The 20,522-nt window shown below is 70.6% G+C and carries 21 protein-coding genes, 1 rRNA gene and 1 pseudogene; 12 read left to right on the top strand and 11 right to left on the bottom strand.

Annotation, left to right across the window (positions count from 1 at the left end):
• The first annotated feature begins 29 nt into the window (after positions 1 to 29).
• Positions 30 to 806, top strand: a complete 777-nt coding sequence (gene pstB, locus ACWGIF_RS08565; RefSeq protein WP_453493021.1) for a phosphate ABC transporter ATP-binding protein PstB — start codon at positions 30 to 32, stop codon at positions 804 to 806.
• A 167-nt stretch (positions 807 to 973) separates the two neighbouring features.
• On the opposite strand, the gene ACWGIF_RS08560 is transcribed toward pstB, so the two are convergent.
• Positions 974 to 1,972, bottom strand: coding sequence for an anion permease (locus ACWGIF_RS08560; RefSeq protein ID WP_453493018.1), 999 nt, complete (start codon positions 1,970 to 1,972; stop codon positions 974 to 976).
• A gap of 5 nt (positions 1,973 to 1,977) precedes the next feature.
• Entirely contained in the window at positions 1,978 to 2,598 is a 621-nt protein-coding gene (locus ACWGIF_RS08555; protein WP_243631357.1) for a DUF47 domain-containing protein, read from the bottom strand.
• A gap of 182 nt (positions 2,599 to 2,780) precedes the next feature.
• On the opposite strand from ACWGIF_RS08555, the gene ACWGIF_RS08550 reads away from it, so the two are divergent.
• Complete coding sequence (locus ACWGIF_RS08550; RefSeq protein ID WP_453493015.1) at positions 2,781 to 3,107, top strand: metal-sensitive transcriptional regulator; 327 nt, start codon at positions 2,781 to 2,783, stop codon at positions 3,105 to 3,107.
• A gap of 125 nt (positions 3,108 to 3,232) precedes the next feature.
• Here the strand turns inward: ACWGIF_RS08550 and ACWGIF_RS08545 are convergent, their stop codons facing one another.
• Both ACWGIF_RS08545 and ACWGIF_RS08540 read right to left on the bottom strand, forming a co-directional pair.
• Complete coding sequence (locus tag ACWGIF_RS08545; protein ID WP_453493255.1) at positions 3,233 to 3,388, bottom strand: hypothetical protein; 156 nt, start codon at positions 3,386 to 3,388, stop codon at positions 3,233 to 3,235.
• Positions 3,389 to 3,535: 147 nt separating this feature from the next.
• Positions 3,536 to 4,369 carry a hypothetical protein gene (locus ACWGIF_RS08540; protein ID WP_453493012.1) on the bottom strand — a complete coding sequence of 278 codons (834 nt, stop codon included), beginning with the start codon at positions 4,367 to 4,369 and terminating at the stop codon, positions 3,536 to 3,538.
• Between the two features lie 131 nt (positions 4,370 to 4,500).
• Between ACWGIF_RS08540 and ACWGIF_RS08535 the strand changes: the two genes are divergently transcribed.
• On the top strand, positions 4,501 to 4,728 hold the full coding sequence (locus ACWGIF_RS08535) for a hypothetical protein (RefSeq protein WP_453493010.1): 228 nt from the start codon (positions 4,501 to 4,503) through the stop codon (positions 4,726 to 4,728).
• Positions 4,729 to 4,807: 79 nt separating this feature from the next.
• The gene (locus ACWGIF_RS08530; protein ID WP_453493007.1) at positions 4,808 to 5,038 is read left to right on the top strand and encodes a hypothetical protein; all 231 of its coding nucleotides are present in this window, start codon (positions 4,808 to 4,810) and stop codon (positions 5,036 to 5,038) included.
• 177 nt (positions 5,039 to 5,215) lie between these two features.
• Here ACWGIF_RS08530 and ACWGIF_RS08525 read toward each other — a convergent pair whose 3' ends face one another.
• From ACWGIF_RS08525 to ACWGIF_RS08505, 5 genes are all read right to left on the bottom strand, one after another.
• A complete protein-coding gene (locus tag ACWGIF_RS08525; protein ID WP_453493004.1) occupies positions 5,216 to 5,944 on the bottom strand; it encodes a phosphatase PAP2 family protein in 729 nt (242 codons plus the stop codon).
• A gap of 189 nt (positions 5,945 to 6,133) precedes the next feature.
• Positions 6,134 to 7,147, bottom strand: a complete 1,014-nt coding sequence (locus ACWGIF_RS08520) for a C40 family peptidase (RefSeq protein ID WP_453493243.1) — start codon at positions 7,145 to 7,147, stop codon at positions 6,134 to 6,136.
• A gap of 73 nt (positions 7,148 to 7,220) precedes the next feature.
• On the bottom strand, positions 7,221 to 8,933 hold the full coding sequence (locus tag ACWGIF_RS08515) for a serine/threonine-protein kinase (protein WP_453493001.1): 1,713 nt from the start codon (positions 8,931 to 8,933) through the stop codon (positions 7,221 to 7,223).
• A gap of 79 nt (positions 8,934 to 9,012) precedes the next feature.
• Positions 9,013 to 9,804, bottom strand: a complete 792-nt coding sequence (locus ACWGIF_RS08510; RefSeq protein ID WP_453492998.1) for a thioesterase family protein — start codon at positions 9,802 to 9,804, stop codon at positions 9,013 to 9,015.
• A gap of 51 nt (positions 9,805 to 9,855) precedes the next feature.
• The gene (locus ACWGIF_RS08505; protein ID WP_453492995.1) at positions 9,856 to 10,464 is read right to left on the bottom strand and encodes a LysE family translocator; all 609 of its coding nucleotides are present in this window, start codon (positions 10,462 to 10,464) and stop codon (positions 9,856 to 9,858) included.
• 196 nt (positions 10,465 to 10,660) lie between these two features.
• Between ACWGIF_RS08505 and ACWGIF_RS08500 the strand changes: the two genes are divergently transcribed.
• From ACWGIF_RS08500 to ACWGIF_RS08470, 7 genes are all read left to right on the top strand, one after another.
• Complete coding sequence (locus ACWGIF_RS08500) at positions 10,661 to 11,569, top strand: pentapeptide repeat-containing protein (RefSeq protein ID WP_453493240.1); 909 nt, start codon at positions 10,661 to 10,663, stop codon at positions 11,567 to 11,569.
• Between the two features lie 390 nt (positions 11,570 to 11,959).
• A complete protein-coding gene (locus ACWGIF_RS08495) occupies positions 11,960 to 12,268 on the top strand; it encodes a hypothetical protein (RefSeq protein ID WP_008742356.1) in 309 nt (102 codons plus the stop codon).
• A gap of 97 nt (positions 12,269 to 12,365) precedes the next feature.
• Positions 12,366 to 13,196, top strand: a complete 831-nt coding sequence (locus ACWGIF_RS08490) for a hypothetical protein (RefSeq protein WP_453492992.1) — start codon at positions 12,366 to 12,368, stop codon at positions 13,194 to 13,196.
• Entirely contained in the window at positions 13,186 to 14,505 is a 1,320-nt protein-coding gene (locus ACWGIF_RS08485; RefSeq protein WP_453492990.1) for a hypothetical protein, read from the top strand. The genes ACWGIF_RS08490 and ACWGIF_RS08485 overlap by 11 nt, the downstream gene beginning before the upstream one ends.
• A complete protein-coding gene (locus ACWGIF_RS08480) occupies positions 14,502 to 16,064 on the top strand; it encodes an SCO6880 family protein (protein WP_453492987.1) in 1,563 nt (520 codons plus the stop codon). The genes ACWGIF_RS08485 and ACWGIF_RS08480 overlap by 4 nt, the downstream gene beginning before the upstream one ends.
• 19 nt (positions 16,065 to 16,083) lie before the next feature.
• Positions 16,084 to 17,502 (top strand): ATP-binding protein, encoded by a 1,419-nt coding sequence (locus ACWGIF_RS08475; protein ID WP_453492984.1) that lies wholly within the window; start codon positions 16,084 to 16,086, stop codon positions 17,500 to 17,502.
• Between the two features lie 2 nt (positions 17,503 to 17,504).
• Positions 17,505 to 19,109: a type VI secretion protein gene (locus ACWGIF_RS08470; RefSeq protein WP_453492981.1), complete on the top strand. Its 1,605-nt coding sequence runs from the start codon at positions 17,505 to 17,507 to the stop codon at positions 19,107 to 19,109.
• Here ACWGIF_RS08470 and ACWGIF_RS08465 read toward each other — a convergent pair.
• Entirely contained in the window at positions 19,106 to 19,675 is a 570-nt protein-coding gene (locus tag ACWGIF_RS08465) for a GNAT family N-acetyltransferase (RefSeq protein WP_453492978.1), read from the bottom strand. The genes ACWGIF_RS08470 and ACWGIF_RS08465 overlap by 4 nt on opposite strands.
• Positions 19,676 to 19,806: 131 nt before the next feature.
• Here ACWGIF_RS08465 and ACWGIF_RS08460 point away from each other — a divergent pair.
• Positions 19,807 to 20,193: pseudogene (locus ACWGIF_RS08460) on the top strand (DUF3626 domain-containing protein); the annotation flags it as partial.
• A 72-nt stretch (positions 20,194 to 20,265) separates the two neighbouring features.
• On the opposite strand, the gene rrf reads toward ACWGIF_RS08460, so the two are convergent.
• Positions 20,266 to 20,382 (bottom strand): 5S ribosomal RNA (gene rrf, locus ACWGIF_RS08455).
• Between the last annotated feature and the right edge of the window lie 140 nt (positions 20,383 to 20,522).

The following is a 20,522-nucleotide window of genomic DNA, read 5'->3' as shown; positions in this document are numbered from 1 at the left end:
CGCGACCGTATGAAAGCGAAGTGACCCTCATGGCCAAGCGAATCGACGTCAGCGGACTGTCCGCCTTCTACGGCAGCCACAAGGCCATCGACGACATCTCGATGACCGTGGAGCCCCGCTCGGTGACGGCCTTCATCGGGCCCTCCGGCTGCGGCAAGTCGACCTTCCTGCGCACCCTGAACCGCATGCACGAGGTCACCCCCGGCGGCCGCGTCGAGGGCAAGGTGCTCCTGGACGACGAGAACCTGTACGGCGCCGGGGTGGACCCCGTCGCGGTCCGCCGCACGATCGGCATGGTCTTCCAGCGCCCGAACCCCTTCCCCACCATGTCGATCTTCGACAACGTGGCGGCGGGCCTGCGGCTCAACGGCAGCTTCAAGAAGTCCGAGCTGACCGACATCGTCGAGAAGTCCCTCCAGGGCGCCAACCTCTGGAACGAGGTCAAGGACCGCCTGAACAAGCCCGGCTCCGGCCTCTCCGGCGGCCAGCAGCAGCGCCTGTGCATCGCCCGCGCCATCGCGGTCGAGCCGCAGGTCCTGCTGATGGACGAGCCCTGCTCGGCCCTCGACCCGATCTCCACCCTGGCGATCGAGGACCTGATCGGCGAGCTCAAGGAGCGCTTCACGATCGTCATCGTGACGCACAACATGCAGCAGGCGGCCCGCGTCTCGGACCGCACCGCCTTCTTCAACCTCTCGGCCGTCGGCCAGCCCGGCAAGCTCATCGAGCTCGACGACACGGACCGGATCTTCTCGAACCCGTCCGTGCAGGCGACCGAGGACTACATCTCGGGTCGCTTCGGCTAGACCGGGATGTGTGACGTCCTGCGGTGCTGCATGGCGGTGCCACCGCAAGGCGAAGAAAAGAAAGAGGGCCGGCTCCCCCTGGGTGGGGGGAGCCGGCCCGCTTTCGTACGCCTGCCACGCCGCCGGCCGAGGCCGGGTTCACGGCCCCGCATCGGGGCCGGATCCCGCTAGCCGAAGGCCAGGTCCACGATCCAGAAGCTCACCGCGGCGACCAGGGCCGCGGCCGGCATCGTGATGAACCAGCCGAGGACGATGTTCTTGGCGACGCCCCAGCGGACCGCGTTCACCCGCTTCGTCGCGCCCACACCCATGATCGCCGAGGTGATCACGTGGGTGGTGGAGATCGGCGCGTGGAAGAGGAACGCCGAGCCGAACATGATCGACGCACCGGTGGTCTCCGCCGCGAAACCCTGCGGCGGGTCCAACTCGATGATCTTGCGGCCGAGCGTACGCATGATGCGCCAGCCACCCGCGTACGTACCCAGCGACAGCATCACGGCGCACGCGACCTTGACCCAGATCGGGATCGCGTCATCGGCGGTCTGCACGTCGGCGATGACCAGGGCCAGCACGACGATGCCCATCGTCTTCTGCGCGTCCTGGAGGCCGTGGCCGAGGGCCATCCCGGCCGCCGAAACGGTCTGTGCGATACGGAAGCCGCGCTTCGCCTTGTGCGGGTTGGCCCGGCGGAACATCCACAGGATGACCACCATCACCAGGTAACCGGCGACCAGGCCGACGACCGGCGAGATGAACATCGGGATGACGACCTTGTCGATCACACCCGACCAGATCACTTCCGTACCCCCGGCCAGCGCCGCACCCACCATGCCGCCGAAGAGGGCGTGCGACGAGGACGAGGGCAGGCCGAAGTACCAGGTGACCAGGTTCCAGACGATCGCGCCGACCAGCGCCGCGAAGAGGATCCACATGCCCGTCTTGCCGTGGGGCGTCTCGATCAGGCCCTGGCTGACGGTCTTGGCCACGCCGCTGCCCAGGAAGGCACCGGCGAGGTTCATCACCGCGGCCATCGCCAGCGCCGCACGCGGGGTCAGCGCCCGCGTGGAGACGGACGTGGCGATCGCGTTCGCGGAGTCGTGAAAACCATTCGTATACGTGAAGCCGAGCGCGACACCGATGGTCACGACCAGAGCAAAGGTGTCCACGAGGTTCAGGACTCCTTGACCGCGATGGTCTCCACCGTGTTCGCGACGTGCTCGAACGCGTCGGCCGCCTCTTCGAGCACGTCGACGATCTGCTTGAGCTTCAGCACCTCGATGGCGTCGTACTTGCCGTTGAAGAGCTGGGCGAGCAGCTTGCGGTGGATCTGGTCGGCCTGGTTCTCAAGACGGTTGACCTCGATCCAGTACTCGGTGAGGTTGTCCATCGTCCGCAGGTGCGGCATGGCCTCGGCCGTCAGCTCGGCCGCGCGCGCCAGCACCTCGATCTGCTGCTCGACCCCCTTGGGGAGCTCCTCCACGTTGTAGAGGACGACGAGGTCGACGGCCTCCTCCATGAAGTCCATGATGTCGTCGAGCGACGAGGCGAGCTTGTAGATGTCCTCGCGGTCGAACGGCGTGATGAAGGAGGAGTTCAGCTGGTGGAAGATCGCGTGCGTCGCGTCGTCCCCGGCGTGCTCCGCTGCCCGCATCCGCTCCGCGATCTCGGCCCGGGCGGAGGAGTCCGCTCCGAGCAGTTCCATCAGGAGCTTGGAGCCCGTGACGATGTTGTCCGCGGATGCGGCGAACATGTCGTAGAAGCTCGTCTCCCTGGGGGTCAGACGAAATCGCACGTGAGGTCCTCGGGGTGCATTGGATTCGGTCAGGCTGATGCTAGGCGCATCCCCCTGCCACGGCTAACCGGCGGTTCCCCAGTGTCCTCCATCAGGCAGAGTGAGGACCACGGGCCCCTGCCCCTTCGGGCGGGGCCCGGTACCCTATACCCACGAGGGGTATATGTCCCTCGTTCCGGACCATGGGAGGACGCATGACGACCATCGAGGCGGAGGGCTCCGGGGCCGTCCACGGCTACCACCACCAGAAGGACGAGCACCTCAAGCGGCTGCGCCGGATCGAGGGCCAGATCCGCGGCCTGCAGCGGCTCGTCGACGAGGACGTCTACTGCATCGACATACTCACCCAGGTCTCGGCGAGCACGAAGGCCCTCCAGTCCTTCGCGCTCCAGCTGCTGGAGGAACACCTGCGCCACTGCGTCGCCGACGCCGCGGTCAAGGGCGGCACCGAGATCGACGCCAAGGTGGAAGAAGCCACGAAGGCCATCGCCCGCCTCCTGCGCACCTGACCGACCCGGGCCTCGCCGGCGTGTCAGGCACGGCGCGGGGTCTTGGGCGGAGCCCCGGCCTGAGCCCCGCCGACGCTCCAGGCGCGGGCACCCGGCCCGGCACGGCCCGGCGGCGCACCGGCGCGTCAGCCCGACCAGATCCCCATCAGCACCTCGTCGATCCGATCCTGGCTGAGCCGATCCTCGGCAGCCGCCGAAGCGGCGATGATCAGCTCACCACACAGCTCGATCTCGGCGAGCGCCACATGATCCTGCACCGTCGTACCGCCTGCGGGAGTCACGCGTGTCACCTCAATCTGCCGTAATCGGTCGTCGGTGCTCGGCTTCCCAGGGTAGGGAGGGCACGGCACGCGGCACATGACACGGATGGACCATTTCCGGATACCCGGCCATGGCCCGAACGCGCCGCCCGCTTCCCGCCCACGCCGCTACTCGGCGATCTTCCCGGCGTAAATGTCCCCGCTTGCGGGCAATACGACGGTCACCGGCGTCCCGAATCCATACAGCAGCGTCGTCGACGAGACATCGATCACGCCATTGTTGACGTAGGTGAAGCGGTGCCTGATCTTCCGCAGCCGCCCCTCCTCGTCCAGGTAGGCGTCGAACGGCACCGTGTCCATGCTGAACCCTTTCGCCGCCGCCTCCAGCACCCCCCGGGCCTCCGGCGACGCCTTCGCCGCGGCCCGCCCGATGTCGGTGGTCCCCCGGTAGTGCCGCACCTTCGTACCCGCCACCTCGGTCTCCCCTACGTACGTCACCTCCTGCGCGCCCCGCAGCAGCTCGGCCGCGACCAACGGGTCGGTGGCACCGCCCGTGACCAGGTTTCCGTCGGCGAGGGTCGTGGTGTCGACGCGGACCCACTTGTCGGCGGGGACGCCCGCTCCGCGGTTCTTCATATAGAGGGCGCCGGGCACCAGCAGCTCGGTGATGGGCCGGTGCTCGTCCTCGCCCTTCACGTCGGCGGGGAGCATCACCAGCAGCTGCCCCATCCGGTTCTTGAAGTCGACTCCGCCCTCGCCGCGGATCGTGACCCGGGTCCCGCCCGTGGCCATCTCCATGGCCGTACGGGCCCGGGCGCTGCCGGTCTTCGCCAGGACGTCGGCGGCCCCGCGGACCACCGCCGCCGCGTCGGCCGGGGGGCGGTCGTCGCTGCCGCCGCCGCCCGCGCACCCGCTCATCGCCGTGACCGCCAGGGTGACGCCGGCGGCGAGCACCGCCTCACGCGCACGTCCGCGCCGCCGCCTGTGCTGGTGCACCACCATCGCCTGCCAACCCCCAACGCATGACCGCTGCTTGCCCGAGGCCCCCACCCGCTCCGTTTAACGAGGTCCGGGGTTTCCCGTCACGGGGGCGCGCCCTCCCCGCCCGCCGCCCGCCCGGTACCGTGAGAGGCGTGGAACCGCACATCGACGCGACCCTGGTCCCTCCGCTCGGCTCCGTCCCGCTCCCGCGGCCGCAGTCGCATCCCCAGCCCCAGCCCCAGCCACCGACCGGCCACACCACTTCCACCACGGAGCGCGGATCCTTCTGCCTGGCCGTCTGCACCTGCGGCTGGAGCGGCCCGGCCCGCCGCTCCCGCGACCTGGCCCGCAAGGACGCCGCCCGCCACACGACGACCTGAAAGCCCCGGCGCAGGCATGTCCTAGCCCGTTCGGACGGCCCGGCTGGCCGGGGTGCGCCGGAGCGGATGCCCTTGACTCATGCCAGGATCCGCAGCCCGCCTCACCGCCCTTCTCTGGGCCCTGCTCGTCGCGTTCGCCCCTGCTGCGGCGGCCGCGGTGATGGCCAGACCCATGGGCTCGGCGGACAGCCCGGCCGACGTGGTCCTGGCCATCGGGCTCACCTCCGCCGCGGCCGCGGCCACCGCATGGTGGCTGCGCTCCCGGTACCGCCGTGGCGCCGACGCCGAGGCCGACAGCGGTGACCGGTGACGTCCCGGCCGCGACCACCTGCGGTCCGCGTGTGCTTCGGGGCGTCGGGGCTGTGCCTGCTGGCGGCAGCGCTGCTCGCCGTATGGGAGTCGTACGCGCCGGCCTGAGCGCGCAGGCCCCGTAACCGAGTTCGAGCCCGTACCCGAGCCCGGGCCCGTACCCGAGCCCGTACGACCGTCAGGCGGCGAGGTCGCTCTCGTGCGTGCGCTGTCCCGCCGGCGGGGTCTGCGCCTGCGGGAGGCCTACCGGCCGCGGCCATGCACGGCCGCGGGAGCGTACGAGGCGGCCGACGCGCCGGGAGGCTGCCACCGCCCGCACCACCGGCGTCAGCAGCGCCATCGCGAGCGGCGCGAGCACCAGGACCACGGCGGTGCCGAGCGCGAGCCCGCCGATCACGTCGGTGGGGTACGAGACGCCCATGTACACGCGGCAGAAGCCCTCGGCGAGGGCCAGCCCGATCCCGAGGTAACCGAGCCGGCGGTGCGCGACGAACAGGCCTACGCCCAGGGCCATCGCGAGTGTGGTGTGGCCGCTGACGAAGGAGAACGCGCCGTTCCCGATATCCGGGCCGATGCCGGGATCGAGCACCTGCAGGCCCTCGTGCTGCCGGAACGGCCTCGCCCGCCCGACGAATGCGCGCAGGGGCACGTTCACGAGCAGGGCCAGCCCGGCGGCCAGCGGGGCCCACACCAGCGCGGCGAAGGACTCGACGGCCGAGGCCTCGTCCTGGCGGCGGGCTCCGCGCCAGCACCACAGGACCAGGAGCACCAGGGCCAGCAGGATCCCGTATTCACCGGCCAGGCTCACAGTCCGGTCCAGCCACCACGGGGCTTGCCGGGCGGCGCCGTTGATCTCGTACAGCAGGCTGACATCCACGTTCGGCCCACCCGTTGTGAGTCCAGCCATGGTGATGCGGCCCCTTGCCCTTGCCGTGGTTCCCCTGCGGGCGCACCCCGGTGTGCACCCCTTGGCCCCCGCTTGATCAACCCCCGCTTCATGGAACGCCCGTTCTGACGTCTACGTTCCACTCTCCACGGAATGATCACTCCAACGTTATCGAAGAGTGACTCATCGTCGCAGCTCAGGGCCTTGGCTTCACGGAGAGTTACTGGGGCGCCCGGCCTGCCCCGCACGCTCCGGAAGGGCCTCCGCGCCATCCTTGGTCACACGCGTCGCACCGAAGTAGTCGGGAGTGTCGATCTTGTCGAAGCGGATCACGGCACCGGTGAACGGGGCGTTGATCATGTATCCGCCGCCGACGTACAGCCCGACGTGCCGGATCTCGCGAGAGTTCGTCAGATCGTCGGAGAAGAAGACCAGATCACCGGGCAGGAGTTCATCGCGCGCGGGGTGCGGCCCGGCGTTGTACTGGTCGTTGGCCACGCGCGGCAGCTGGATCCCCACCGTCTCGTACGCGGCCTTGGTCAGCCCGGAGCAGTCGAACCGGCCGTCCTGGTCGGGCGTCCCGTTGCCGCCCCACAGGTACGGCGTACCGAGCTGCTTCTGCGCGAAGTAGATGGCCCCGGCCGCCTGTTGGGAGGGCGCCACCCGCCCGACGGGCCGCGCGAAGCTCTTCGCCAGAGTGGTGATCGTCTTTACATACCCCTGGGTCTCGCGGAACGGAGGCACACCCTGGTACTTGAGCACCGCACCGGGACCGGCGTTGTAGGCGGCCAGCATGTTCGTGACGGCGTCTCCGGGAACCTTGCTCACGTAGCGCGCGAGCTCGCAGTCGTACGAAGCCGCCGAGGGAATGGCGTCGTTCGGGTCCCAGATGTCCCGGTCACCGTCGCCGTCCCCGTCGATCCCGTGGGTGGCCCACGTTCCGGGGATGAACTGGGCGATGCCCCGCGCGTCCGCCGGACTGACGATGTCGGGGTCCCAGCCGCTCTCCGAGTAGAGCTGGGCGGCGAGGACGGCCGGGGTCAGTGTCGGGCACAGCACGCCCCACTTCTGCACCAGAGCCTGGTACTTGCCGGGAACGGCGCCCTTGGCGAGTCCGACGGGCCGGCCCCCGCCGGAGGCGATTCCGGCGGCGGCGGAGTACGTGCCGATCACCAGGAGAGCGACGAAGCACAGACACGCCCCGAAGCTGATCCCGCCGATCACCCAGAATCTGCGCACCCGTCAACCCTCCCCCATCGACCGTTCTTTCACCGGGATTCGCCGCTACGTGTCGGATTCATCCCGTTTGTGGCCCGCTGTCGAAGCCTCCGCACGCGAAGCTCTTGTGCTCCGTATCCGAAACGGCGTGCCGGAACACCACCGTCCAGCCCCCTGGATCCTGCGACAGCGGAGGCGCCTTGACCGTCTTGCCGTTCAGCTGCATGGAGAAGTCGTCCGGGTAGGTGACCGTCTTCCACTCCAACTCGTCACCCTCGTACAGGTCCCGGGCTTTGGCAACGAAGCCGAGCTGGCGGTTGTCGCTCACACCCGTCGAGCGGCCGTTCTCGTCCACCTCGTGCTGCGGCTTCACGACCACGACCACGTAGTACGGAGGAACGTCGGGGAGCGGGTTCTTGACCCGGTAACCGATCTCGGCCTTCCCCGACTTCAGCGTGGGGTCGTCGGTGTCCCTGGGCATCGAGTCCTGGAAATCCAGAATGCCCACTTCGTCCACGCCCCGCGTGCAGGTCCGGTGGACGGGGTGGTAGTCGTCCAGATTGGGCGCGGTCTGCTTGATGTACGTGGGCGGGCCGGCCGGGGACGCCGCCGCGGGACCGCTCGGACTCGGCCCACCAGCAGGAGACGCCTGGCCGGCAGGGGTCTGGCCCACGGGCGTCTGCCCGACAGGGGACTGACCGACGGGCGTCTGCCCGGCAGGGCTCTGGCTCCGGCCGCCCCCGTCGGCCCGGTCGCCCTCGCCCCCTCGGTCCCCCAGCGGCAGGTTCCACACCGCCACGCCCCCCACCACGGCCAGCGCCGCACACGCCGCGACCAGCCCGGTCCGCCTGCGCCGCGCCGGGACCGCGGCCACCCGCCCGGTCGGGGTGTAGCCGTACGGCATCCCCGGCCCCTGCGTGCGCATCTCGTGCACCGGAACGGCCTCGCCCAGCGCCCCCAGGCCCACGTACACGGGGTCGTCCACCAGCGCGTCCCGCACCCCGCACCGCCGGATGACCCCGGCCGGGTCCGGGCGGGCCGCCGGGTCCTTCGCCACACAGGCCTCGATCAGCGCCGCGAGCGCCGGCTCCACCCCGGCGACGTCGATCGGCTCGTGCACCGCGCGGTAGCTCACCGTCGCCGCCACGCCCGTGCCGAACGGCGGCCGTCCCGTCGCCGCGTACGCGAGCGTCGCCCCGAGCGCGAAGACGTCCGCGGCCGGCCCCGCCTCGGCACCCAACAGCACCTCGGGCGCGGTGTAGCCGGGCGTTCCCGGCGCCTGGCCGTCCTGCGTCAGCTCGGTCGCGCCGACCCCGCGCGCGATGCCGAAGTCGATGAGCTGCGGACCCTGCGCGCCCAGGATGACGTTCTGCGGCTTGAGATCCCGGTGCGTCACCCCGTAGGCGTGCACGCTCGCCAGGCCCTCCGCGAGCGCCGCGAACAGCCGGCGGCAGGTCTCGGCGGGAAACGCCCCGCGCCGGCCCACCGCATGTCCGAGGGTGGGGCCCGCCACGTACTCGGTCGCCAGCCAGTACGGCGCCGCCTCCAGCGAGGCGTCGATCAGGTTCGCCGTGTACGCCGACCGCACCGCACGCACCGTCTCGGCCTCCCGGCGGAAGCGCGCCAGCGCCTCCGGGTGACCGGTGATCTCGTCGCGGATCACCTTGACGGCCACCAGGCGCCCGCCGGGGGAGCGCCCGAGGTACACCTGCCCCATACCGCCGGCTCCCAGCCGGGTGAGCAGCGCGTGGGCACCTATGTGAGTCGGGTCGATCTCTCTGAGCGGCTCCATCCCTCCGAGCCTGCCACATCCATCTTCCGCCCCGGGAAAGGGGGTTGGTCCGCGGCGTGGCCCCCCGTGCCCGGCGCCGCTACCGCGGGGCGACGAAGAGGCTCTGCGCGCTCCGCCCGATCGGCCCCTTCTCGTCGTGCAGCAGCGCGTCCGCGAGTCCGATCCCGGCGGCGTCCACACTCGTACGGGCCTCCACGCACGCCCACTCGCCCACCGGATGGCGGTGGAGGTGCACGGTCAGGTCACCGTTGATGAAGACGTAGCGCCCGAAGTCCATCACCGCACTGATGCCGTTGCCCGAGTCGGCGGCGATCAGCACCCGGTCCAGCGGCCTGATGTCCTCCCCGGCGACGAGCGGCACCTTCATCCGCATCCAGCAGGTGCCCGGACCCGGCTCGACGAAGGCGCCCTCGGTGAAGCGGGTCTCCATGGCCGAGTGGTAGCCGGTCTCCCACGGCACCGGGAAGAACGGCGTCACGCCCACCTCCCCGGGCGTCGGCAGCCGCGGGCCCGGGGCAACGGCCGGCACGGACTCCTCGGCGACGCGGATCCGCAGGGCCCGCGCCAGCATCACGGGCGCGGCGCCCGCCGGGGCGAGGGCGGCCTCGACCACCTCGGTGCTGCGCCCGGCACGGAGCACGCTGGTGGTGATCTCCAGGTCGCCGATCGGGACCGGGCGCAGGATCTCGTACGTGATCCGGGCGATCCGCATGTCCGTGCGCGCACCCGGCCGCTCCTCGACGGCCCGCCCGAGCAGCGCGGCCGGCGGCCCGGCGTGCTGCGAGCCCGGGTCCCACGGCCCGCGCGTGTACTCGGTGGCGGTGAACCGCCCGGCATCCAGTCGTTCGAAGAATCCCTCACCAGCGCCCATGCCCCGCACGCTACCGACAGGTAACCGGGGGCACCAGCCCCGCGCCGACCATCAGCGGGCGAACCCCAGACCCACCCCCAGCCCCACCAGCACCGACCCGATGGCCCGGTTCAGCGTCTTCTGCGCCTTCAGCATCCGGTCGCGCAGCCGGGAGACGGAGAAGAACAGCGCCACGGCCGCGAACCAGCCCAGGTGCGCCGCCGACATGAACAGCCCGTAGCCCGCCTGCTGCCACAGCGGCGTGTCCGGGTCGACCACCTGCGTAAAGGTCGACACCACGAAGAGCGTCGTCTTCGGGTTGAGCACATTGGTCAGGAACCCCGACCGCATCGCCCCCAGCCGGGTCAGCTCCGGCTTCGACTCCAGGTCCACGGTCACCTCGGCCCGCGCCCGGAAGGTCCGTATCCCGATCCACACCAGATAGGCGGCACCCGCCAGCTTGATCACGGTGAAGAGCGTGGTGGAGGAGGCGATCAGCAGACCGACCCCGAGCATCGTGTAGGAGACGTGCACCAGGACGCCGGCCGCGACCCCGGCGGCGGCGAACAGCCCGGTGGGCCGCCCGTAGAGATAGCTGTTGCGCACCACCATGGCGAAGTCCGCACCCGGACTGATCACGGCGAGCAGGGTGATGACGGCGACTGCGATCACTTCTGTCATACGGCGATGCTCGCCGCGCCCCCCTTCCGGATCAAGCCCCGACCGCCCACCCGCCCGCCTCGAACGCCCCCGCACGGTGCGGAACCTGCCGGGTGATCCCCCACCTGCCGACCGCGTGCCACCCGTATCGACGAGACCTCGGTCTCCGCAGCGCGAAGGTCCTCGACATGCGGCTCACCCCGACCGACCGGTGACAATGGACAACGTGCCGAGTACCCCAGCCACCCCTGCCACCCCTGCCACCCCAGCCGGGTCTGCCGGGTCTGCCTCCCAGGCCGGCCCTGCCGGCTCTGCCTCCCTGCCCGCCCTGCCCGTCCTGCAGGCCGACTGCGCGAACTGCTTCGCGCTCTGCTGCGTCGCCCTCCCCTTCGCCAAGTCCAACGACTTCGCCGTGAACAAGCCCGCCGGAACCCCCTGCAAGAACCTCCAGCAGGACTTCCGCTGCGGCATCCACACCCGGCTGCGCGACAAGGGCTTCCAGGGCTGCACCGTCTTCGACTGCTTCGGCGCGGGCCAGCAGGTCTCCCAGGTCACCTTCGGCGGCCGCGACTGGCGCACCCACCCGGGCACGGCCCGCACGATGTACGACGTCTTCCCGGTGGTGCGGCAGCTGCACGAGCTGCTCTTCTACATCAGCGAGGCCCTGACCCTCCCGGACGCCTCCCCGGTCCACGCGGAGCTGCGGCGCGTCCTCGCGAAGACGGAGGAGTGGACGCGCGCCGAGGCTCAGGCCCTCACGGATCTGGACGTCGACACCCTCCGCCAGGGCATCAACACCCTGCTGCTGAAGACCAGCGAACTCGTACGGGCCAAGGTGCCGGGCCGCAAGAAGAACCACCGCGGCGCCGACCTGATGGGCGCCCGCCTCTCCGGCGCGAACCTCCGCGGCGCGAACCTCCGCGGCGCCTACCTGATCGCAGCCGACCTCACCCGCGCCGACCTCCGTACGGCCGACCTGATCGGCGCGGACTTCCGCGACGCCAACCTCCGCGGCGCAGACCTCCGCAACGCCATCTTCCTCACCCAGCCCCAACTGAACGCGGCCCAGGGCGACCCCACCACGCACATCCCCCCATCCCTCACCCGCCCCACCCACTGGACCTGACCCTCCAGCCCCACCGCCCCTCCAGCCCCGTCGGCGTTTGTGGCGCGGGGGCCCGGGGGCAGCGCCCATCGGACACATGTCGGCGACCCGGCCCAACGACACGCGATCCCACTGCTCCGAACGGCGGCCCCTCACCCCGCCCCCCGTACGCCGAGACGACAATCATTGCCCGGCGTCACACCCCGTGATACACAGAGTGACCGTATGTTCTTGCGCATACTCACCGACCCTGCCCAGGTCAGAGCGCGGAGTCGGAGCGCGGGCCGCGAGATCGGGTAAAGAGAGCCGTCAAGTCGACGACGGCGGCGGTTTCATCAGCGAAGATAGTGCGTGACCCCTGCCGCCGGGCAGCGGGCTTTCGGAACTACCCATACAGGGGCGGTGAGTTACATGATCCTGGCAGCCGAAAAGGGCGACATCACCACCATCATCGGCGGAATCGCCCCAAACTGGGGGCCTTTCGGCAGTCTCGGCAACGAAGCGAAGGTCATGATCGAAGTGGTCATGGCCGTGGCGATCCTCCTCTGCCTCGGCATCGCCATCTGGGGCGCGGCCAAACAGCGCATCGGCGCGACCGCCCTGCGCGACACGTTCAGCGCGGAACAGGGCAAGGGCCTGATCGTGGCCGGCCTCACGGGCGTCTTCATCATCGGCTCCCTCGGCACCCTCTTCACGATCGTCTACGGAATGGCCGTCTAGCCGGGCCACCGCGGCCGTACCTGATGAGGACTCACCACACCGCACCTACGCGGGAACCAGCACTACCGTTGTACGACGCGGAGGGGGCCGACACGGAATGAGCAACGACGACCAGTACGGCGGCGGCCACGGCGAGGTCGGCGGCACGGGCCAGACCCGCACCCGCCTCCCGGACTCCCCCACCGACCCGTACGGCCCCACCCGCCGCCCCCCTCGCACCGCCCGCAGCCTGGTCACGGTGGTCGGCGTGGTCATCCTCCTCATCGCCGCCATCGCCTTCGCGAACCAGTCCCCGGACACCCCCGAGGACAAGCCGGCGGACGACGCCCCGGCCGCCTCCTCCACGACGGCCACGGGCACCACCCCGGTCACCGGCAAGAACGGCACCATCCCCAGAGGCTTCGCCCACGACGAACAGGGCGCCCAGTCGGCCGCCGCCAACTACGCCGTGGCCCTCGGCTCTGACGGCATGTTCGACACCACGCGCAGGCGCGCGATCGTCCAGGCCGTCTACTTGCCCGACGTGGCCGCGGCGCGCCAGAGCGATCTCGACAAGGTCTATGCGGACCAGGAGTTCCTCGCCCGCATCGGTCTCGAACCAGGCGGCAAGGCACCCAAGGGACTCACGTTCATCTCCCGCACGAACCCGGTGGGTACGAAGGTGGAGAAGTACAGCGCCGACACGGCAAGTGTCTCCGTCTGGTACTCCGCCCTGTTCGGCCTCGCGGGCGAAGGTTCGAAGAACCCGGTCTCGGAGGGCTGGTACACCAACACCTTCGAGCTCAGGTGGCTCAACGGCGACTGGCGTGTCTCCGACTTCACGCAGAAGGACGGCCCCGCTCCGGTTGGCCGGGACCAGTCCGCTGCCTCGGCCGAGGAAATGGCCGCCGCGGTGTCACAGTTCGGGGGACTCACCTATGCGCGCTGACCGTCGTGGCCTGTCCCTCGCGGCCGTCCTGGCAGCCGTGCAGACCGCTGCCGTGCTTCTCGCCGGCCGGGCAGTGGCCGCTCCCCCGCCAGCACCGGGAGCCACCCCGACCCCTCAGCCGAGCAACAACCCCTGCGACCTTATCCGCGGGCCCGCCAAGGAATACTGCGAGCGCGGCGAACCCGGCAGCGGAGCCCCCCGCACCGGCCTGGCGCCCAGCGACCCCGCCGACGCCCTCAACCCCCTCGCCTCCCTCGCCCGCGGCTGCGCAGACGCCGCCGCATGGATCGTCACCAAGCTCAGCGAAGCGGTCAAGGGGCCGGCGGACGTCGACTTCACCAACCCGACCTTCCTCAAGCAGTACTCCGTCGTCTTCGCCGCCTCCACCATCCTCACGCTCGTCCTGTGGCTCTTCGCCGTCGCCAAGCGAGCCGTCCGCGGCGTCCCCCTGACCACCGCCATGTCCGAAGCCATCGGCTTCCTCTGGCTCACGGTCCTCGCCTCCGCCTTCACCCCCGTCGTCCTCTACACCGTCGTCTCCGCCACCGACGGCGTCACCGAGGTCATCGCCTCCGCCACCGGCGGCCAGACCGACGTCTTCTTCGGCTCCTTCTCCGAAGCCCTCAAGAAGGGCGACGACATCGGCGGCGGCCCGATCATGCTGATCGTCGTCGCGCTCGTCACCGTCCTCGCCGCCGGCGTGCTCTACCTGGAGCTGTTCATCCGGGCCGCCCTCCTCTACGTCGGCGCCCTCCTCGGCGTCGTCGTCTACGCGGGGCTCGTCGACCGCAACCTCTGGGGCCACGTCCGCCGCTGGGCCGGCATCATGATCGCCGTCATCCTCGTGAAGCCGGTCATCGTCATCGTCCTCGGCCTCGCCGGAGCCCTGACCGGCGAAAAGGGCCCGAACGCCTTCTCCGCCGTCGTCACCGGCCTCGCCATCATCCTGCTGGCGATCTTCGCCTCCGCGATGATCTACCGCTTCGTCCCCGGCTTCGGCGACGAGATCGCCTCCGCCCGCTCCAACCGCAGCAAGGCCACCGACGGCGCCCAGGCGGCCGCCGTCATCAGCTCCCCGGCCTCCCTCGTCTCGCAGGGCATCAAGACGCACAGCAGCCGCGGCGCCCACCGCGGAGGCGACGGCGGCGGCAGCGCGCCCCGCCCCGCCAATCCCCTCTCCGGAGGCGTGGCCGCCCACAGCAGCCGCCCCACCTCCGGCGGCGGGTCCGGCGGCGGATCTGTCCCCTCCGCCGCACCCCCGCCCCGCCAGAGCACGAGCACGAGGAACACAGGAGGTGACGGGCGTTGACGACCCAGTCCCACCAGCTGCACCCGGTCGCGCCCCGCCGCACGTATCTCATCGGCCGGGCCCGGCCGAACGCGATCGTCGGCAAGAACCGCGAGACCGGCGAAATCGCCCTGATCATCGCCGGGGCGTTCTTCGGCATGATGAGCGGACTGCTCGTCCCCGACCTCACCCTGCGCATCGTCAGCCTCGCCGGCTTCCCCATGCTCGCGCTCGCCGCCGTATACGTCCCCTACAAGGGCCGCACCTTCTACCGCTGGTTCGAGATCAGCCGCAGCTACAAGCGGACCCTGCGGCGCGGCACGACGTACCGCTCCGGCGCCATGGAAGCCGGCATCCGCGGCTCCGACGGCCGCGAGGTCGAAGTCGGCCCGCCCCCCGGCATCGGCCGGATCAACTGGCTCGCCGCGCCCTTCGGCCCCGACGAGATCGCCGTACTCCTCCACGCGGACCGCCGCACCGTCACCGCCGCCATCGAGATCGAGGGCCCCGGCGTCGGCCTGCGCGACAGCGAGGACCAGGAGGCCCTCGTCGACCGCTTCGGCACCCTCCTCAAGCACGTGGCCAACGGCGACGGCTTCGTCACCCGCCTCCAGATGCTCGCCCGCACCCTGCCCGCCGACCCCGACGCGCACGCCAAGGACGTGGCCCAGCGCGGCGACACCCAGGCCCCCGGCTGGCTGCGCGAGTCCTACGACCAGCTCCAGTCGATGGTGTCCACCTCCTCCGAACAGCACCGCGCGTACCTCGTCGCCTGTATGCACTACACGCGCGAACTCGCTGCCGAGGCCCACACCATCGCCCGCGCCTCCACCCCCCACAAGGGTCGCAAGCTCGACCGCGACGCCGGCCTCGCCATCGTCATGGCCCGCGAGCTCACCGACATCTGCGCCCGCCTCGCCGAAGCCGACATCCGCGTCCGCCAGCCCCTCGGCCAGGGCCGCCTCTCCTCCCTCGTGCACTCCATGTACGACCCGGACCACCCCATCGACCACATCCAGGCCATGACCAAGCGCAACGCCTGGCCGGCCGAGCTCGACGCGGTCGAGCCCACCTTCCTCCAGGCCAAGACCCGCGAGTCCTCCACCCGCGCGCCCTGGTGCCACGCCACCGCCTGGGTCAAGGAGTGGCCGATGACGCCCGTCGGCGTCAACTTCCTCGCCCCGCTCCTCGTCCACACCCCCGACGTCATCCGAACCGTCGCCGTCACCATGGACCTGGAGCCCACCGAGGTGGCCATCGAGCGCATGCTCACCGAGAAGACCAACGACGAGGCGGACGCCTCCCGCGCCGCCAAGATGAACCGCACCGTCGACCCCCGCGACATCGCCGCCCACGGCCGGCTCGACCAAAGAGGTGAAGATCTCGCGAGCGGTGCGGCGGGAGTCAACCTGGTCGGGTACATCACGGTGTCCTCGCGTTCGCCGGAGGCACTCGCCCGCGACAAGCGGACGATCCGCGCCTCGGCCGGCAAGTCCTACCTGAAGCTGGAATGGTGCGACCGCGAGCACCACCGCGCGTTCGTCAACACCCTGCCGTTCGCCACCGGCATCCGACGTTAGCTGGAGGGAAGTGCCGCCCATGCGAGATCCCATGACCGCGCTGACGGACGCCTTCACCAGCTTCCTCTTCGGCAAAGTCGAAACCACGCGCCTGCCCGTCCGCACCTCGACCGGGCAGGCGCAAGCCGTCTACCTGCCCACCGCCGCCCCCGGACTCGGCGACTCCGGCGTCATCATCGGCCGCGAGGTCTACAGCGGCAAGGGCTACATCTACGACCCCTTCCAGCTCTACGGACAGCAGCTCCCGGCCCCCCACTGGCTGGTCCTCGGCGAATCCGGCAACGGCAAGTCCGCCCTGGAGAAGACCTACGTCCTGCGCCAGCTCCGCTTCAAGGACCGCCAGGTCGTCGTCCTCGACGCCCAAGGCGAGGACGGTGTCGGCGAGTGGAACCTGATCGCCCAGCAGCTGGGAATAACCCCCATCCGCCTGGATCCGATCGCCGCAAACGACGACGGCATCCGCCTCAACCCGCTCGACCCGTCGATCACCACGACCGGGCAGCTCGCGCTGCTCCGCACCATCATCGAAGTCGCCATGGGCCACGGCCTCGACGAGCGCGCCGGCTTCGCCCTGAAGGTCGCGCACGCCTACGTCGTCGACGCCATCCGGGACCGACAGCCCGTCCTGACCGACATCGTGGAACAGCTGCGCCACCCCGAGGCCGAATCGGCGCTCGCCATGAACGTCGACATAGACGATGTCCGGGCCTGGGGCCTCGACGTGGCCCTGGTCCTCGACCGCCTCGTCGACGGCGACCTGCGCGGCATGTTCGACGGCCCCACGACCGTCGGCATCGACCTCGACGCCCCGCTGATCGTCTTCGACCTCTCCCACATCGACCGCAACTCCATCGCGATGCCGATCCTCATGGCCATCGTCGGCGTCTGGCTGGAGCACACCTGGATCAGGCCCGACCGGAAGAAGCGGATCTTCCTCGTCGAAGAGGCCTGGCACATCATCAACAGCCCCTTCGTCGCACAGCTGTTCCAGCGCCTGCTGAAGTTCGGCCGCCGCCTCGGCCTGTCCTTCGTCGCCGTCGTCCACCACCTCTCCGACGTCGTCGACGGCGCGGCCGCACGTGAAGCCGCCGCCATCCTCAAGATGGCCTCCACCCGCACCATCTACGCCCAGAAGGCCGACGAGGCCCGCGCCACCGGCCGCGTCCTCGGCCTGCCCCGCTGGGCCGTCGAGATCATCCCGACCCTCACCCCCGGCATCGCGGTCTGGGACGTCAACGGCAACGTCCAGGTGGTCAAACACCTGATCACCGAAGCCGAACGCCCCCTGGTCTTCACGGACCGCGCCATGACCGAGTCCTCCGTCCCGAGCCGACTCCCCGACGACCTGCTCGCCGCCGAACTCGAGGCGGAGGAACGCGCCTTGTCCATCGAACGCAGCCACGGCAACGGCCCCGGCTCCGCCACCACGGTGGCCTGACCATGCACGACGCACGACGTACGGAGACCCCCGCGCGCGGCGGCGGCATCCCGGACGGCCTTCTGGTCGGCCTCCTGGCCTTCCTCCTCGGCCTCGCCGTTCTCGTCTGGTCGGCCACCGGCCTGGCGGCCCTCTTCGCGAAGGGCGCCTGGCCCGCCACCGTCACCTTCACCCGGACCCCGGATGCCGTCCGCGCCCTGATAGCGCAGCCGCACGACATCCCGGCCGCCTGGCCCGACACCGACCCGGCGGCCCTCTCGGGCTGGGGCCTGTTCTGGGGCCTGTTCGTCAGCCAGCTCCTGGTGCTGTTCGTACTCACCGTCTTCGCCATCGGCGTGATCGCCCGCACCAAGTCCCGCCGCGCCCTGGCCAAGCAGGCCGCCCTGGACCCCGTACCGCAGGCCGAGCCGCATCCCGCCCCCGCGCCCGCGCAGCCCCACCTCCCCGCGCCCGTCCCTGCACCGGTGCCGGCCCCCGCCCAGACCCCCGAACCCGTCGCCGCCCACCAGCCCGCTCGGCACCCGACGGCCCGCCAATCGGACCAGCCGACGGACGACGCCTACCGCTACGGCTTCGGCTACGCCCCCGCGGCACACCCCGCCACGCCCGCGTTCGAGGCGCATGGTCAGGGGCGGAGCCGCGGCGACGGAGCAGCCTGGCCGGGCTCCCCGACCGCTGCCCCGCAACCCCGTCTCGCGTACGGCGGCCCGAACGACCGGTTCCGCGCAGCCGTGCAGCGCATCGGCGAAACGGAGGGGGCAGCGCTGATCGTGACCTCCTCCCCCACCCTCTGGGCCGAGACCAAGGACGCCCGCGCCAAACTCGGCCCCGTCCTCCTCTACGACCCCTCCCACCTGTGCGACACCCCGGCCCGCATGCACTGGAACCCGGCCGAGGGCTGCGCCGAACGGGACACCGCCGCCGCCCGCGCGATCGCCCTGCTGGCCCCCGTACGGCCCCAGGCCCGGATGGACGCAGCGGTGGCCGACACCGCGGAAACGCTCCTGCGCAGCTGGCTCCAAGCGGCCGCGCTGGACGACCGCCCCTTCAAACAACTGCACCGCTGGACCCAGGGCAACAGCGCCCAGGACCCCGTCCGCATCCTGCGCACCCACCCCCAGGCCGCCCCCGGCGCGGCCGGCGAACTGGAAAGCGCCCTCACCGCGCACCCGGAACGCCGCGAACTCGCCCAGAGCCTGACGGCCCGAGCCCTCTCCTGCCTGACCTCGATCCACATCCGCGAAGCCTGCAACCCGAACCGAACGGATTCCCTCACCCTGGCTTCGTTCCTGGGCGAAGGGGGCAGCCTCTACGTGGTGGGTGAACCCCTGGAGGATCCGCGCACCCACCCGGGTGCGATGCCCTTGCTGACCGCACTCGCCTCTCACGTGGTCGAGCACGGCCGCCGCATGGCCGCACGGTCATCCCACGGTCGGCTCGACCCACCACTTTCCCTGGTCCTGGACGACGTGGCCGCCGTGGCCCCGATCCCCCAGCTCCCGGACCTCCTCACCGAGGAGACCCTGCCCCTCCTCGCCCTGTGCCGCAGCCGCGAACAGGCCCGCTCCCGCTGGCCGGAAGCCGACCTCCCCTCTGGCGGGTCCTAGTCGGCGGCCGGTCGCGCGATGACGTACTCCAGCTCCTTGGCGTCCGTATTTCCGGGCACCGCCAGGACCGTGCCGCTCGCCGCGAAGCCGAACCGCCGGTAGAACGCAGCGGCCCGCGCGTTGTCCTCGTGCACGACGAGCCGTACGCGCTCCAGCACCGGCTCCTCCAGCGCCCATGCCCACTCCAGCGCGGCAGCGAACAGGGCTTCGGTCAGCCCGGTCCCCCGCTGCTCTGGCCGTACGAACACCCCGACCAGGTGCCCCTGCGTTCGCTCGACGGCCTGGTCGAAGAAGTCGGTGGTCCCGCCCTCCTCGACGAGCACGGTCACCGAACCGTCCCACGTCCCATCGGGCCCCTCCGCAATGAACTGCCGAGCCGCCCGCCCGTGCGACGCTCCCTCGGCCCGCCCCTGCCAGAACTCATCGGAGTGGAGCTTGGCCTGCTCCGCCGTCTCCAGGAAGGCCACCGGCGCCGCCGGATCCTCCAGCGCGGTGATCCGCAGGGCCTTGACCTTCTCCCACTCGTCACCGCGGACCGGACGTATCACGTGCTGGAAGTCGTTCATGATCGGATCCTAGCCAGCGAGCAGGCAGACTTCACCCATGAATCCGCACGTCAGAGCCCACCGCCACGTCACGTCGCTCTCCGCCGGCCCGCCCATGGACCCAAGCCTCAGCGTGACCCTCAACTTCCACCCTGGCCGAGGCCGACGACCAGGACGCCCTCGACGACTACATCGAGGCCCAGGTCCACGCCCCGGTCCTCCTCGAACGCGACGTCGCCGCCCTCGTACTGGACCCCAGCCACCGAGACACGGAGGTAGAGGCCGCAGCGGCCAAGCTCCCCTTCCCGACCGAATGGCACCCCGGCTACGAGCTCACCGTCACCGAACTCCTCCGGCACCCCGACTACCGCGGCCAGGAGTACGTAGAACTCGGCGCTGCAATCGCCGTCTCGGGCCGGCTCACGCCCCGCATCCTCGGCGAGGCGGCCCGAACGGGACGGTACGAAGAACAAGCCCTCAAGCGGGTCTGGCACTACCTGGCCCGCTTCGGAAACCGCCCCCAGGGAGAGAAACACTGAGATTGCCGGTGAACGCAGAAAAGCCCCGCACCGGACCGGTAAAGGTCTGGTGCGGGGCTTCCCGCAATGATTGTTCGGCGGCGTCCTACTCTCCCACAGGGTCCCCCCTGCAGTACCATCGGCGCTGAAAGGCTTAGCTTCCGGGTTCGGAATGTAACCGGGCGTTTCCCTAACGCTATGACCACCGAAACACTATGAAATTTGAACGCTGGCATGAACACAGCTGTTCGTTATTTCAGAACTAACACAGTGGACGCGAGCAACTGAGGACAAGCCCTCGGCCTATTAGTACCAGTCAGCTTCACCCGTTACCGGGCTTCCACATCTGG

Source organism: Streptomyces sp. NPDC054849 (genome assembly GCF_053610945.1).
The sequence above is the reverse complement of the archived record's forward strand: the minus strand, read 5'-3'. Positions and strand labels throughout refer to the sequence as shown.